General features: G+C 73.2%; 13 protein-coding genes, 1 other RNA gene and 1 pseudogene. 10 read left to right on the top strand and 5 right to left on the bottom strand.

Translation table 11 applies throughout. The annotated features are described in order from the left end of the window. The first annotated feature begins 166 nt into the window (after positions 1–166). From ACFZB3_RS38350 to ACFZB3_RS38340, 3 genes are read left to right on the top strand one after another with little or no spacing between them, the layout of a single operon-like run. A complete protein-coding gene (locus ACFZB3_RS38350; protein WP_391384773.1) occupies positions 167–1,006 on the top strand; it encodes a Nif3-like dinuclear metal center hexameric protein in 840 nt (279 codons plus the stop codon). After that, positions 1,003–1,746, top strand: coding sequence for a C4-type zinc ribbon domain-containing protein (locus ACFZB3_RS38345; protein ID WP_391385539.1), 744 nt, complete (start codon positions 1,003–1,005; stop codon positions 1,744–1,746). The genes ACFZB3_RS38350 and ACFZB3_RS38345 overlap by 4 nt, the downstream gene beginning before the upstream one ends. 60 nt (positions 1,747–1,806) lie before the next feature. Continuing rightward, a complete protein-coding gene (locus ACFZB3_RS38340; RefSeq protein WP_391384769.1) occupies positions 1,807–3,117 on the top strand; it encodes a bifunctional RNase H/acid phosphatase in 1,311 nt (436 codons plus the stop codon). A 13-nt stretch (positions 3,118–3,130) separates the two neighbouring features. On the opposite strand, the gene eda is transcribed toward ACFZB3_RS38340, so the two are convergent. Both eda and yaaA read right to left on the bottom strand, forming a co-directional pair. Continuing rightward, complete coding sequence (eda, locus tag ACFZB3_RS38335; protein ID WP_391384766.1) at positions 3,131–3,781, bottom strand: bifunctional 4-hydroxy-2-oxoglutarate aldolase/2-dehydro-3-deoxy-phosphogluconate aldolase; 651 nt, start codon at positions 3,779–3,781, stop codon at positions 3,131–3,133. A gap of 44 nt (positions 3,782–3,825) precedes the next feature. Next, the gene (yaaA, locus tag ACFZB3_RS38330; RefSeq protein WP_391384763.1) at positions 3,826–4,608 is read right to left on the bottom strand and encodes a peroxide stress protein YaaA; all 783 of its coding nucleotides are present in this window, start codon (positions 4,606–4,608) and stop codon (positions 3,826–3,828) included. Between the two features lie 179 nt (positions 4,609–4,787). Here yaaA and ACFZB3_RS38325 point away from each other — a divergent pair, with 179 nt between their 5' ends. Next, positions 4,788–6,224 carry an RNB domain-containing ribonuclease gene (locus ACFZB3_RS38325; RefSeq protein ID WP_391384759.1) on the top strand — a complete coding sequence of 479 codons (1,437 nt, stop codon included), beginning with the start codon at positions 4,788–4,790 and terminating at the stop codon, positions 6,222–6,224. Here the strand turns inward: ACFZB3_RS38325 and ACFZB3_RS38320 are convergent. The 3 genes from ACFZB3_RS38320 to ACFZB3_RS38310 form a co-directional block, all read right to left on the bottom strand. Next, positions 6,115–6,804 (bottom strand): hypothetical protein, encoded by a 690-nt coding sequence (locus ACFZB3_RS38320; RefSeq protein WP_391384756.1) that lies wholly within the window; start codon positions 6,802–6,804, stop codon positions 6,115–6,117. The genes ACFZB3_RS38325 and ACFZB3_RS38320 overlap by 110 nt on opposite strands. Then, positions 6,801–7,553 carry a MerR family transcriptional regulator gene (locus tag ACFZB3_RS38315; protein ID WP_391384753.1) on the bottom strand — a complete coding sequence of 251 codons (753 nt, stop codon included), beginning with the start codon at positions 7,551–7,553 and terminating at the stop codon, positions 6,801–6,803. Before ACFZB3_RS38315 ends, ACFZB3_RS38320 begins: the two co-directional genes overlap by 4 nt. Before the next feature lie 64 nt (positions 7,554–7,617). Further along, complete coding sequence (locus ACFZB3_RS38310) at positions 7,618–9,192, bottom strand: FAD-dependent monooxygenase (RefSeq protein WP_391385536.1); 1,575 nt, start codon at positions 9,190–9,192, stop codon at positions 7,618–7,620. Positions 9,193–9,289: 97 nt separating this feature from the next. Between ACFZB3_RS38310 and ACFZB3_RS38305 the strand changes: the two genes are divergently transcribed. The 6 genes and pseudogenes from ACFZB3_RS38305 to rnpB all read left to right on the top strand — a co-directional run bounded on the left by ACFZB3_RS38305 (position 9,290) and on the right by rnpB (position 13,204). Then, positions 9,290–9,916 carry a TetR family transcriptional regulator gene (locus ACFZB3_RS38305; protein ID WP_391385533.1) on the top strand — a complete coding sequence of 209 codons (627 nt, stop codon included), beginning with the start codon at positions 9,290–9,292 and terminating at the stop codon, positions 9,914–9,916. 81 nt (positions 9,917–9,997) lie between these two features. Then, on the top strand, positions 9,998–10,432 hold the full coding sequence (locus ACFZB3_RS38300; RefSeq protein ID WP_391384751.1) for a DUF4260 family protein: 435 nt from the start codon (positions 9,998–10,000) through the stop codon (positions 10,430–10,432). Between the two features lie 94 nt (positions 10,433–10,526). Beyond that, entirely contained in the window at positions 10,527–11,036 is a 510-nt protein-coding gene (locus tag ACFZB3_RS38295) for a WHG domain-containing protein (protein WP_391385530.1), read from the top strand. A gap of 78 nt (positions 11,037–11,114) precedes the next feature. Continuing rightward, positions 11,115–11,882 carry an AraC family ligand binding domain-containing protein gene (locus tag ACFZB3_RS38290; RefSeq protein ID WP_391385527.1) on the top strand — a complete coding sequence of 256 codons (768 nt, stop codon included), beginning with the start codon at positions 11,115–11,117 and terminating at the stop codon, positions 11,880–11,882. 16 nt (positions 11,883–11,898) lie between these two features. Beyond that, positions 11,899–12,681 (top strand): annotated as a pseudogene (locus ACFZB3_RS38285) (DMT family transporter); the annotation flags it as partial. 118 nt (positions 12,682–12,799) lie between these two features. Beyond that, positions 12,800–13,204, top strand: an RNA gene (rnpB, locus tag ACFZB3_RS38280) — RNase P RNA component class A. Positions 13,205–13,735: the final 531 nt, after the last annotated feature.

The raw sequence follows: 13,735 nt of genomic DNA, 5'->3' as shown, positions 1-13,735 counted from the left end.
AAGCTAGTTTTCGCACGCACAGGCGGGGGACCGGCCGACGGCGGCTTCACACATACGGGTGCACACTCGGCGATTCGCCTGAGGAAACGGGGACGGGTGTGCTGGGCGTTGCCTCCGGCAGGCGAGCAGGTACGGCCCCGCGGAACAGGCAGGTAGCCTTTTCCCCGTGCCCCGTCTGTCAGAAGTCATCGCCGCGCTGGAGAACCTGTGGCCCGCCGAGCGGGCCGAGTCCTGGGACGCGGTCGGTACGGTCGTGGGCGATCCGGACCAGGAGGTCACGCGGGTCCTCTTCGCCGTCGACCCCGTCCAGGACATCGTCGACGAGGCGGTGAAGCTCGGCGCCGACCTGCTCGTCACCCACCACCCGCTCTACCTGCGCGGTACGACGACGGTCGCGGCCACCCACTTCAAGGGCCGGGCCGTGCACACCCTGATCAAGAACGACATCGCGCTGCACGTCGCCCACACCAACGCCGACACCGCCGACCCGGGCGTCTCCGACGCGCTCGCCGGCGCCCTGGACCTGCGCGTCGTACGCCCCCTGGTCCCGGACCCGACGGACCCGGAGGGCCGCCGGGGCCTCGGCCGTGTCTGCGAGCTGGACCACCCCGTCACCGTCCGGGAGCTGGCGGAACGGGCCGCGGTCCGCCTCCCCGCCACCGCCCAGGGCATCCGCGTCGCCGGCGACCCCGAGGCCCTCGTCCGCACGATCGCCGTCAGCGGCGGCTCCGGCGACAGCCTCTTCGACGTCGTGCGCGCCGCCGGGGTGGACGCCTTCCTCACCGCCGACCTGCGCCACCACCCGGCCTCCGAAGCGGTGGCCCAGAGCCCCCTCGCGCTGCTCGACGCGGCGCACTGGGCCACCGAATGGCCCTGGTGCGAGCTGGCCGCGACCCAGCTCGACGAGATCTCCGACCGCCACGGCTGGGACCTGCGCGTGCACGTCTCCAGGACGGTCACCGACCCCTGGACCAGCCACTCACCGTCCCTTGGAGCCCCCAACTGAACGCAGCGCCCGCCGACCAGATCCGACTCCTCGACGTCCAGGCCCTGGACGTACGCCTCCAGCAGCTGGCGCACAAGCGGAAGTCGCTGCCCGAGCACGCCGAGATCGAGTCGCTGACCAAGGACCTCACCCAGCTGCGCGACCTGCTCGTGGCCGCGCAGACCGAGGAGAGCGACACCGCCCGCGAGCAGACCAAGGCCGAGCAGGACGTGGACCAGGTGCGCCAGCGCGCCGCCCGCGACCAGCAGCGCCTGGACTCCGGCGCGGTCACCTCCCCGAAGGACCTGGAGAACCTCCAGAAGGAGATCGTCTCCCTCGCCAAGCGCCAGGGCGATCTGGAGGACGTCGTCCTGGAGGTCATGGAGCGCCGGGAGTCCACGCAGGAGCGGGTCGCCGAGCTGACCGAGCGGACCGGCGCGGTCCAGGGCCGGATCGACGAGGCGACCGGCCGCCGCAACGCCGCGTCCGGGGAGATCGACGCCGAGGCGGCGACGGTGACCAAGGAGCGCGAGGTCATCGCGGGCTCGGTCCCGGCGGACCTGCTGAAGCTCTACGACAAGCTGCGCGAGCAGCAGGGCGGCATCGGCGCGGCCAAGCTGTACGCCCGCACCTGCCAGGGCTGCCGCCAGGAGCTCGCCATCACCGAGCTGGCCGAGATCCGCTCGGCCGCACCCGACACAGTGGTGCGCTGCGAGAACTGCCGCCGCATCCTGGTGCGCACGGCCGAGTCGGGTCTTTAGGAACACCCAAGCAGGAACACCGAGCGGGAACACTCCAGCGGCAACACTCAAGGGGCGCACGTGGCAAGGGAGTTCATCGTCGAGGCGGACGGCGGCTCCCGGGGCAACCCGGGGCCGGCCGGCTACGGCGCGGTGGTCGTCGACGCGGCGACCGGCGAGACGCTGACCGAGGCGGCCGAGTACCTCGGCGTCGTCACCAACAACGTCGCCGAGTACCGGGGTCTGCTGGCCGGCCTGCGCGCGGCCCGCGACCTCGACCCCGCCGCGACCGTCCGCGTCCGCATGGACTCCAAGCTGGTCGTCGAGCAGATGTCCGGCCGCTGGAAGATCAAGCACCCGGACATGAAGCCGCTGGCGGCGGAGGCGTCCCGGGTGTTCCCGGCGGCCCAGGTGACGTACGAGTGGATCCCGAGAGCCGAGAACAAGCACGCCGACCGCTTGGCGAACGAGGCGATGGACGCGGGCAAGCGGGGCGAGCAGTGGTCGGCCGCGGCGTCGACCGCGGAGCTGGATGCGCGGGCTGAGCGGTCGGGCGTGGCCGGTGATGCGGCGGCGGGCGCTGCGAAGGCGCGTACGGCACTGACGGCGCCCCGTAAGGGGCGCGGGGAACTGCGCGACCAGCCCCCACACACCGGCACTGTGACGACGACCGACGCACCCGGCGTCGACTCCCGCGCCGCGCGCAACGTAGCGACAGCGCCCGCGAGCAAGCCCACCGTCGGCTGGGCCTCGTCGCCGGACATGGGCGCCCCCGCCACCTTCGTCCTCCTCCGCCACGGCGAAACCCCCCTCACCCCCCAGAAACGCTTCTCCGGCAGCGGCGGCACCGACCCGGAACTCTCTCCCGTCGGCCTGGAGCAGGCGCAGCGCGCCGCCGAGGCCCTCGCCCGCCGCGGCACGATCGAGACGATCCTCGCCTCCCCCCTCACCCGCACCCGGCAGACCGCCGCGGCGGTGGCGGAGCGCCTCGGCCTCGACGTCACGATCGAGGAGGGCATCAAGGAGACGCACTTCGGCGCCTGGGAGGGCCTCACCTTCGGCGAGGTCCGCGAGCGCCACCCCGACGACCTGACGACCTGGCTGGCCGACCCGTCGGCCCACCCCACCGGCGGCGGCGAGAGCTTCGCCGAGACGGCGGAGCGCATCGCGGCCACCCGCGACAAGCTGATCGCGGCCTACGCGGGCCGCACCGTCCTGCTCGTCACGCACGTCACGCCGATCAAGACGTTCGTGCAACTCGCCCTCGGCGCCCCGCTCCAGTCCCTGTTCCGCATGGAACTGTCGGCCGCCTCGCTGTCGGCGGTGGCGTACTACGCGGACGGCAACGCGAGCGTGCGGCTCTTCAACGACACGTCCCACCTGCGTCCCTGAGCGAGGACCCGAGTCAGGACCCGAGCCCCGCCGCGGCCCGGGCCAGCTCCCGGACCCGGTCCCAGTCCCCGGCGGCGACCGCGTCCGCCGGGACCATCCAGGTGCCGCCGACGCAGCCGACGTTGGGGAGGGCGAGGTACTCCGGCGCGTTCTCCGGGCCGATCCCGCCCGTCGGGCAGAAGCGGGCCTGCGGCAGCGGACCGGCGAGCGACCTGAGATAGGCCGTGCCGCCCGCGGCCTGCGCCGGGAAGAACTTCATCTCCCGCACCCCGCGTTCGAGCAGCGCCACCACCTCCGAGGCGGTCGACACCCCCGGCAGGTACGGCACCCCGGACGCGGCCATCGCCGTCAGCAGCCCGTCCGTCCACCCGGGGCTGACCAGGAACCGGGCCCCCGCCGCGACGCACTCCGTCACCTGCGCGGGCGTGAGGACCGTACCCGCGCCGACCACCGCGTCCGGCACCGCGGCGGCGACGGCCCGGACGGCGTCGAGCGCGGCCGGCGTCCGCAGCGTCACCTCGATGACGGGCAGCCCGCCGTCCACCAGCGCCCGCGCCAGCGGCACGGCATCGGCGGCGTCCTCGATGACCACGACGGGCACGACGGGCGCGAGATCCAGCACGGAGGTGGGCATGACGAACATCCTGCCGAGCTGATGCAGCATGCGCAAAGAGCGTTGCGCATGCTGCAATACGACCTGCGGGTGCCTCAGTGGACCTCGTCCACCAGCACGTCCAGCGCCCACGCCTGCCCCGCCTTCGCGGGCGCCTCCGCCTCCACCTCGTATCCGAGGTCCCGCAACGCCTCCACCAGCTCACCCGGACCACCCGGCGCGATCCCGGCGGCCAGCAGACTCCGCACCATCCGCCCCTTCGTCGCCTTGTTGAAGTGGCTGACCACCTTCCGCGTCGGCGCGTGCAGCACCCGCACGGTCGCCGTCCGCCCGGCCACCTCGCCCTTCGGCTTCCACGCGGCCGCGTACGCCGCCGACCGCAGGTCCAGCACCAGCCCCGTCCCGGCCGCCTCCGGCAGCACCTCGGCCATCGGCCCGCGCCAGTGCGTGCCCAGCGCGCCGAGACCCGGCAGCCGCACACCCATCGAGCAGCGGTACGACGGGATCCGGTCCGTCACCCGGACCGCGCCCCACAGCCCCGAGAAGACCAGCAGCGACCGCGCGGCCCGCCGCTTCGCGGCCGCGTCCAGGGAGGCCAGGCCCAGGGCGTCGTACAGCACCCCGGTGTAGATCTCCCCGGCAGGCCGCGCGCCCGCCGTCCGCAGCGCCGCGTTCTTCGCGACCTCGCCGCGCAGCCCCTCGCTCAGCCCGAGCACCTCGCGCGCCTTCTCCTCGTCGCCGGCGCACAGGTCGGCCAGTTCGGCGAGGACCGCCTCGCGCGCCGCCGCGAGCCCCGGCAGGGACAGCGACTCCGGCTTCAGCGGGGCACCACGCCCCGAGGACGCCTTGCCCTCCGAGGGCGGCAGCAGGACCAGCACGGGTACTCCTCTTCACCGACGACTGTTCACCGACGACTCTTCGCCGACGGCATTCATCGACAGCATTCACCGACGACGATCACCGATGACGTTCACCGGCGACGTTCACCGGCGTTCATCATCAACGCTTCGCGCCAGCGTAAGACGCCTGAGCGGTGCGATGTGACTACGCTCGTCCTATGCCCAGCCGCCACATCCGTGTCAAGGGTGCTCCCGAGGCTCCCCTCCGGGCCGCGCTCGCCGCCCTCCGGGCCGACCTCGGCGTCCCCGAGACCTTCCGGTCCGAGGTCCTCGCGGAGGCCGAGAGCACCGCCAGGTTCCCGGCCGTGCCCGGACACGACGCGACCGACATCCCCTTCTTCACGGTCGACCCGCCCACCGCCGAGGACCTGGACCAGGCGATGCACCTGTCCCGGCACGACGGCGGCTACCGCGTCCGGTACGCCATCGCCGACGTCGCCGCCTTCGTCGTACCCGGCGGCGCGCTGGACTCCGAGGCGCACCACCGCGTGACCACGCTCTACTTCCCGGACGAGAAGGTCCCCCTGCACCCGGCCGTGCTGAGCGAGGGCGCCGCCAGCCTGCTGCCCGGCCAGACCACCCCGGCCGTGCTCTGGACCATCGACCTCGACGGGGACGGGCGGACCGTGGCCGCCGACGTCCGCCGGGCCCTCGTCCGCAGCCGGGCCAAACTCGACTACGCGGGCGTGCAGAAACGGATCGACGAGGGGACCGCCGAGGAACCCGTCGCCCTGCTCAGGGAGATCGGCGAGGCCCGCGAACGCCTGGAGGTGGCGCGCGGCGGGATCTCCCTCAACGTGCCGGAACAGGAGATCGTCGAGTACGACCACACCTACGAGCTGACCTACCGCGCACCGCTGCCCGCCGACGCCTGGAACGCCCAGATCTCGCTGCTCACCGGCATGGCCGCGGCCGACCTGATGCTGGCCCACGGCACCGGCGTCCTCCGCACCCTCCCGACCGCCCCCGACGGCGCCGTCGCCCGCCTGCGCCGCACCGCGCACGCGCTGCGCATCGAGTGGCCGCACCATGTCTCGTACGCCGCGCTGATCCGCTCCCTGAACCCGCGCCGCCCCCGGCACGCGGCCTTCCTTCAGGAGTGCACCACGCTGCTGCGCGGTGCCGGCTACACGGTCTTCCGGGACGGTGTCCTCCCCGCGAACACCACCCACGCGGCCGTCGCCGCCCCCTACGCCCACTGCACCGCGCCCCTGCGCCGCCTGGCCGACCGCTACGCCTCGGAGCTGTGCCTGGCGGCGGCCGCGGGCGAGGAGCCGCCCGACTGGGTGCTGATGGCGCTGGACACGCTCCCCAAGCAGATGGCCGAAGGGGCGCGGCGCTCGGGCACGGTGGAGCGGGAGTGCGTCGACATCGTGGAGGCGGCCCTGCTCAAGGACCGGGTCGGGGAGGTCTTCGACGGGTGCGTGGTGGAGGTGGAGCCGCGCCGGCCGACCGTGGGCAAGGTGCTGCTGCAGCAGCCCGCCGTCATAGGCCGGATCGAGGCCGACGATCCTCTTCCGCTGGGCGAACGGCTGCCGGTGCGGCTGACCGAGGCCGATCCGGGGACGACGAAGGTGCGGTTCGCGCCTGCGTGACGTGCCCTTCGGTGTGGTGCAGTGCCGCGGTGAGCCGTCGTACGAGACCGGTGGCGTCGTCGGCGTGGAACCGGACGACGCGCACCTCCTGCCGGCGGCCCAGCAGGCCGAAGTGGGCGACGGGCCCGGCCAGTTCGAGGGTCACCGAGGTCTGCGAGCCGACGGGCACGTCGAGTTCGCCGGCCTTCTTCTCGTGCCGGTAGCGCGTCTCGCGCCGTACGGCCGTGATCGCGTCCAGCGGTATCCGCAGGTCCAGCCGGACACCGCCCCGGACGTGCAGCGCGTCCGGGGTCAGCAGGTGCGGGTGGACCACGGCGGCCGCGTGCAGGCCGACGACGAAGAGGACCGTGTAGACGTCCAGGACGAGGACGACGAGGTGCACGGACGGCCGGCCGCGCAGCAGGACCGACATGCCGATCGTCTCGGTCACGCAGACGAACGCGAGCCCGAAGACCATGGCGCCCTGCCCCCGGGCGTATCCGAAGCGCACCCCCGTCCCGCTGGTCCGCCGGGCGGCCCACAGCACCAGACTCGCCAGCAGCCGCGCCTCGTGCCGGAGCACGGCACACACCGCCCTCACGGCCGTTGCCCGCTGACGATGTCCAGGGCCCGGCGGATCGCCGCGGCCTGGGCCGGGGCGAGGTCGGCGTAGAGGGCGCGCAGGAAGCCGTCCTCGTGGTCGACGGCGCCGTCGGGGACCGCGTCCCGGGGGATGCAGCCGGCCAGCACCCGGGCGGCCTCGGCCACCCGCGGGTCGCCGGGGCCGGCGTCGGCGAGCGCGTCGAGCAGCGCGTAGGCCTCGTTCGCGCGAGCCGTGGCCTGCAGCGACCCGGCGATGGCGGCGGCGAGGGACATCAGCCGCTCCCGGGCCGCCGGGTCGGCCACCGTGTCCAGCAGGGCGAACACCTCACGGTCCCTGGCCGCCATCGGGGAGTCGGCGAGCCGCGGGGCCGTCTCGGCGAACAGGGCGGCCAGTTCGGGCGAGACGGGCCCTTCGGCGGGCAGTTCCCCCGCGTCCAGCAGGGCCCGCAGCCGCTGCCGGCGCCCCCGGATCCCCGCCTCCTGCCGGGCGAGGTCCTCGTCGAGTTCGGTGAGCACCTCGACGAGGTCCTTGCCGGCGTCGTCCGCGAGCACGTCCCGCACCTCGGCGAGCCCGAGCCCCAGTTCGGTCAGCCGCCGGATCCGGGCGAGGACGACGGCGTGCCGGAGGGTGTAGTCCCGGTACCCGTTCGCGAGCCGCTCGGGTTCGGGGAGCAGGCCCTGGTGGTGGTAGTGCCGCACCGTGCGCGTGGTGACGCCGACGGCGGCGGCGAGTTCTCCGATCCGCATGGGACCAGTAGAGACGTTGACGTCGCGGCAGGGTCAAGCCGCCGGGCTGAGGGCTCCCATGGGCTCAGGCGGCGACGAACCAGCGGGTCAGGACGGCGTCGAGGTCGTCTCCCTGGTCGCTCCCGTCCGCGGCCCAGGCGACGAACCCGTCGGGCCGTACCAGCAGCCCGGTCAGCCCCGGCCGCCCCGGGCAGACCGCGGTGACGACGTCCACCCGGTCGCCGTACCCCTCCGCGCGGGCGCGCAGCTTCGGGTCGTCGGCGAGGTCGAGCAGCACGGCACGGCCGTCGTGCAGGCGGTCGCCGAGCCGGGTGCCGTCGGAGAGCTCCAGGTCCGGGGCGCTCCGCCCGGTCAGCGGGTGGTCGCCGGGCAGGTCGTAGTGCTGCCAGACACCGGAGATCTGCTTGACGAGGTACGTCGTACCGGTCGCCGTCAGCGCGAGATCGGTGACCACCCGGCGCAGGGCGCGGGCGTGCCGGTCCGGGCGCATCACGGCGATCTGGGCGCGGGTCCAGTCGAGCACCCAGGCGCCGATCGGGTGCCGTTCGGCGGTGTAGCTGTCGAGCAGGGAGCCGGGGGCCGTCCCGCGCACCACGGCGGCCAGCTTCCAGCCGAGGTTCATGGCGTCGCCGAGCCCGAGGCTGAGCCCCTGCCCGCCGAACGGCGAGTGCACGTGCGCCGCGTCCCCCGCGAGCAGCACCCGGCCCTTGCGGTAGCCGCTCGCCTGCCGGGCGTTGTCGGTGAACCGGGTCGAGGAGTGCACCTCGTGGATGGTCACCTCGGCCACCCCCGACACCCGGCGCAGGGCGGCCTGCAGCTCCCCGGCGGTGACGTGCGCGATGGAGGTCCCCCCGCGCGAGCGAAGCCGAGCGTGGGGGAGGTCGGCGGGCGGCCCGTCGAACTCGACGGTGAGGATCCGGCCGGGGAAGGGACCGTTGACGTACGTCCCCACGTCGGTGGTGTTCCACCCGGTCCCCAGCCGCTCGCCCCCGCTCATCTCGACGACCGCCTGGTAGCCGGTGATCTCCGGCTCGGTCCCGGGGAAGTCGAACCCGGCGAGCTTGCGCACGGTGCTCCGGCCGCCGTCGCATCCCACCAGCCAGCCGGCCCGGACGTCCTCGCCGCTCCCGAGACGTACGGCGACTCCCTCGTCGCCGGCGTCGAAACCGGTCAGCTCCACGCCCCGGCGCACCTCGACGCCGAGCCGCTCGGCGCGGGCGCCCAGGATCCGCTCCAGCTCCACCTGCGGCACACCGAGGCCGACGCCGTCGGCGGGGCCGATGTCGGCGAAGGCCGGGTCGGAGTCGTCGAACAGGTCGCCGCGCATCATGATCCCGGCGAAGTGCCCGGCGAACTTCGGGGGAGTCCGGGGCGCGTCGGCGCCCTGTGGCCCCTCCCGGTCCCCGAGGAAGGCCCGCATCCGCCACCGGTTCCGCTCCCAGGCCGCCGCGAGGTCGGGCAGCAGCCCGCGCCGGTAGAGGCTCACCGCGCCGGCCGTGTTGATCCCGCCCGCCTTGATGGTCTCGTCCACCTTGGCCAGCCGCTCCACGACCAGCACGCTCGCGCCGCCGAGCCGCAGCTCACAGGCGAGGAAGAGCCCGACGGGCCCGCCGCCGGCCACCACCACGTCGTAGGCCATGCCGTTGTTGCCGCTCTTGCTGTCTTCAGTCTTCATGCGCTCGCTCATGACTTCACTGTAGTCACTAAAACTTTCGAGCGGCTATAGTTTTCTCGTGATCGATGAAAACAGGCCGGGCGGGCCGGGGGAGTCCCTGCGGGAGCGCAAGAAGCGGGAGACGCGGCAGCGGATCTCCAACGTGGCGACGGTGATGTTCCGGGAGCACGGCTTCGACCGGGTGACGGTCGCGGAGGTCGCGCGGGCGGCCGGGGTGTCGGCGATGACCGTCTTCAACTACTTCCCGCGCAAGGAGGACCTGTTCCTCGACCGCATCCCGGAGGCCGTCGCGGCCTTCGCCGGTGCGGTGCGGGACCGCGCGCCCGGTGAGCCCCCGCTCGCGGCGCTGCGCCGTCTGGCCTTCCGGTTCATCGACGCGCGGCATCCGCTGGGCGGTGTGGGCGAGAACTTCGGGGGCTTCTGGCCGGTCGTCGCCGACTCGCCGGCGCTGCGGGCCCGTGCCCGTGAGGCGGTCGAGGAGGTGGAGCGGGCGCTGGCCGGGGCGCTCGCCGAGGCCGGGCTCGCCGACCCGGACCTGGTGGCGGCGGTGACCGTGGCCGCGTACCGCTCGGTGTGCGTCGCCTCCGTGAGCCGTCAGCTGGCGGGCGACCCGTTCGCGGAGATCGTCGAGGACCACCGGGAGCGGATGGGGGCGGCGTTCGACGCGCTGGAGCGAATGGTGCGGTAGCCGGCCCGCCCTTGACGGCTAACACCGTTAGCCTTACGGTGGTGGCTAACGACGTTAGCCGAATTGCCTCTGGAGGTAACCATGACCAGCACCATGACCGGCACCACGAACGTCACCCCCGCCCTCCGCACCGCCACCGCGGTGGCCCGCCGCACGGCCTGGCTGGCCGGCGCCATGTTCTGGACGGCCTTCGCGATCCTGGAGGGCGTGCACCACGGCTGGCTCGCCGGCGCCCTGGCCCTGCTCTTCCTGATCCTCCCGGACCTCACCTTCCTGGTCGCCCTCGACGAGGCGCCGAGGATGGCCAAGGGGCAACTGCCGCCCCGCGCGGTGCCGTACTACAACGCGATGCACCGGGCACTGGTCCCGCTGGGGCTGCTCGCGGCCTACGCGGTGCAGCCCTTCTTCTCCTGGCCCCCGGCGTTCGCCGCGCTCTGCGGCTGGCTGGCCCACATCTCGTACGATCGCGCCTTCGGGTACGGACTGCGGACGAAGGAGGGTTTCCAGCGTGACTGACGCGACTGGCAGGACGGACAGGACCGGCAGGGCCCACGTGCCTGACGCACCCGACGTGCCTGACGTACAGGACGTGCCTGACGTGCCCGACCGGCTGACGGCGAGGGCGCGGGAGATCGTGGCGGCGGCCCGGGAGCTGCTGGAGGAGTCCGGCCCCGCCGTCCTCACCATGCGCACCCTCGCCGACCGCCTCGGCATCAAGGCACCGTCGCTCTACAAGCACTTCCCCGACAAGCACGCCGTGGAGGTCGAACTCGTCGCGCAGATGCTGGAGGAGTCGGCCGCGGCCCTGGAGGCGGCGGCGTCCCGCACCCCCGGCTCCCTGGAGGCGCTGGCCGGCGCGTACCGCACGTACGCCCTGGCCCACCCCCACCTCTACTGCCTGGCCAACGAACGCCCCCTCCCGCGTGCCGCGCTGCCCGCCGGCCTGGAGGACCGGGCGGCCGCGCCCCTGCTGCGGGCCTGCGGCGGCGACCTGGACCTGGCCCGCGCCACCTGGGCGTTCGCCCACGGCATGGTGGTCCTGGAGATCCACGGCCGTTTCCCGGCGGACGCCGACCTGGACGCGGCATGGAAACGGGGCCTGAAGTCGTTGCACCCTTAGCGCAAGGGGGTGCCGAAGGTGGCTGAACACGCACGGTGGACAAGAACACGGCTGGGCCGCTGCGGCCCGCCGCTCGACATGCTGACGGCCCGCTTCGACAAACACGTGTACGCCCCGCACACGCACGCCGAGTTCTCGATCGGGGTGTGCGTAGGCGGGTCCGAGGTGATCGCCTACCGTGGCGGCCGCATCCGCACCGGCCCCGGCGGGATCATCGTCCTGGCCCCCGGCGAGATGCACACCGGCGGCCCGGCCACCCCGGACGAGGGCTACGCCTACCGCGCCCTGTACGCGGACCCGGCCCTGCTGGCGGACGGCACGCTGGACGCCGTACCGCACTTCCGGAACCCGGTCGTGTACGACCCGGAACTGGTCGCGGCCCTCCGCCAGGCCCACACCGACCTGGCCGCCTGCCCGGACCCGCTGGAGGCCGAGACCCGCCTCCCCTGGCTGCTGACGGCCCTGTCCCGCCGCCACTCCACGGCACGATCGGCGCGGGACGAGATCCCCGGCGCGCACGGCATATCCCTCCTCGTCCGGGACCGCCTCGCCGACGAGCTCACCGCCCCGCCGGCCCTCGCCGACCTGGCGGCCGACCTGGGCCTCTCCCGCTACCAGCTGCTGCGCGCCTTCCGTACGACGATGGGCGTCCCGCCGTACGCCTGGCTCGCCCAGTACCGGGTGGACCGCGCCCGCCGCCTGCTGGAGGCGGGCCTGCGCCCCGCCGAGGCGGCCACGGCGGTGGGCTTCGCGGACCAGGCGCACCTGACCCGCTGGTTCCGCCGGGTGCTGGGGGTGACCCCGGCGGCCTACCGCAACAGCGTTCAAGACGCGGCACGGTACTGACAGCGATGCTCGGTCCATGACTGCACGCGGCTGGTTCCTGTTCTCCCTCATGGGAGTGATCTGGGGCATCCCCTATCTGATGATCAAGGTGGCGGTGGACGAGGTGTCCCCGTCGACGGTGGTGTTCGCGCGGTGCGCGGTGGGCGCCCTGCTCCTCCTCCCCCTGGCGATCCGCCAGGGCGGCCTGTGGCTGACCCTGCGCACCCACTGGCGCCCGATGCTGGCCTTCGCGTGCATAGAGATCATGGGCCCGTGGTTCACGCTCACCGACGCGGAACGCCACCTGTCCAGCTCGACGGCGGGCCTGCTGATAGCGGGCGTCCCGATCGTCGGCGTGGCGGCGGCGCGCTACTTCGGCGGCGAGCGCGAGCACCTGGGCGTACGACGGATCACCGGCCTCCTGATCGGCCTGGCCGGCGTGGCCGTCCTCACCATCCCCCACCTCACCGGCGGCGACGCCCGCTCGCTGGGCGAGGTCCTCCTCACGGTCATCGGCTACGCGACGGCCCCCCTGATAGCGGCCCGCCGCCTGAAGGACGTCCCGACGCTGCAGCTGATAGCACCGTGCCTGACCCTGGCGACCCTGGTCTACGCCCCCGCGGCGGCCGCGACCTGGCCCTCCTCCCTCCCCTCGACGAACGCCCTGCTCTCCCTCCTCGCCCTGGGCGTCCTCTGCACGGCGGTGGCCTTCGTGGCCTTCCTGGAACTGATCAAGGAGATCGGCCCGACCCGCTCGACGGTCATCACGTACGTCAACCCCGCGGTGGCGGTCGCGGCGGGTGCCCTCTTCCTGGGCGAGAGCTTCACCCCGACGATCGCGGTGTCGTTCGCGCTGATCCTGGCGGGTTCGGTGCTGGCGACGGCGTCCTCGGCACCGAAGAGGCCGGCGCGCCCGGTAACATGGTCGACACGGCAGACGAGCCGGGCGGACGGCCGCGTGGAGTCCCCTTGACGGGGGGCTTCCCGAGGAACGTCCGGGCTCCACAGGGCAGGGTGGTGGCTAACGGCCACCCGAGGCGACTCGCGGGACAGTGCCACAGAAAGCAAACCGCCCAGCGCTCAGGCGCTGGGTAAGGGTGAAACGGTGGTGTAAGAGACCACCAGTGCCCAGGGCGACCTGGGCAGCTAGGTAAACCCCACCCGGAGCAAGGTCAAGAGGAAGCACCCCGGTGCTTCTGCGGGGACGTTCGAGGGCTGCCCGCCCGAGCCCCCGGGTAGACCGCACGAGGCCGGTGGCAACACCGGCCCTAGATGGATGGCCGTCACCCCGGCTCCCGCGAGGGACCGGGGCACAGAACCCGGCGTACAGCCCGACTCGTCTGCCGCCACCTGCGGCTTTGCCCTGGAAAGGGCCTCCGACCTGCGTCGGAGGCCCTTTCCGATCTTTCGGGGCCTTGCCGTGTTACGCGGCGGAAAGTCCCTCGGAAGTCCCTCAGACAGCGCTGAAAGTCCCTGAAAAGTCCCTGAAGTAGAGGAGCTGTAAGGCCTCTGAACTGGTCGTTCGTGACAGCCGCCGAACTATGACGCTGGAGTCGCTGGCATCGGAGTTGTGGCTCGGCAGGACCACGTGGCGGCGTGGGCCGTCGTGTCGGTTCGTGCGCTCCATTCGGCGCGAGTTGCAGTGAGCCGGTTTACATCGTGCGAAGCTCTTCGAGCTGTCCGGCCACTGTTTCGATGAACGGCGTTGACGCGATTATCGATCGCCGTCAGCGGTCGTGGCCCGGACACCTGAAGGTGAGGGTGGGATGTTCCGGCTGCGCACGGTGAGTACGTCCCGGCAGCCCCGCATCCCGGGGCGTGGGGCCAGTCGCACCGTGCGCTCCTCGGTGCCGCAGACATGGTCCAGGACACGC

This window comes from Streptomyces sp. NPDC008092, assembly GCF_042957285.1.
Classification (GTDB): domain Bacteria; phylum Actinomycetota; class Actinomycetes; order Streptomycetales; family Streptomycetaceae; genus Streptomyces.
The sequence above is the reverse complement of the archived record's forward strand: the minus strand, read 5'-3'. Positions and strand labels throughout refer to the sequence as shown.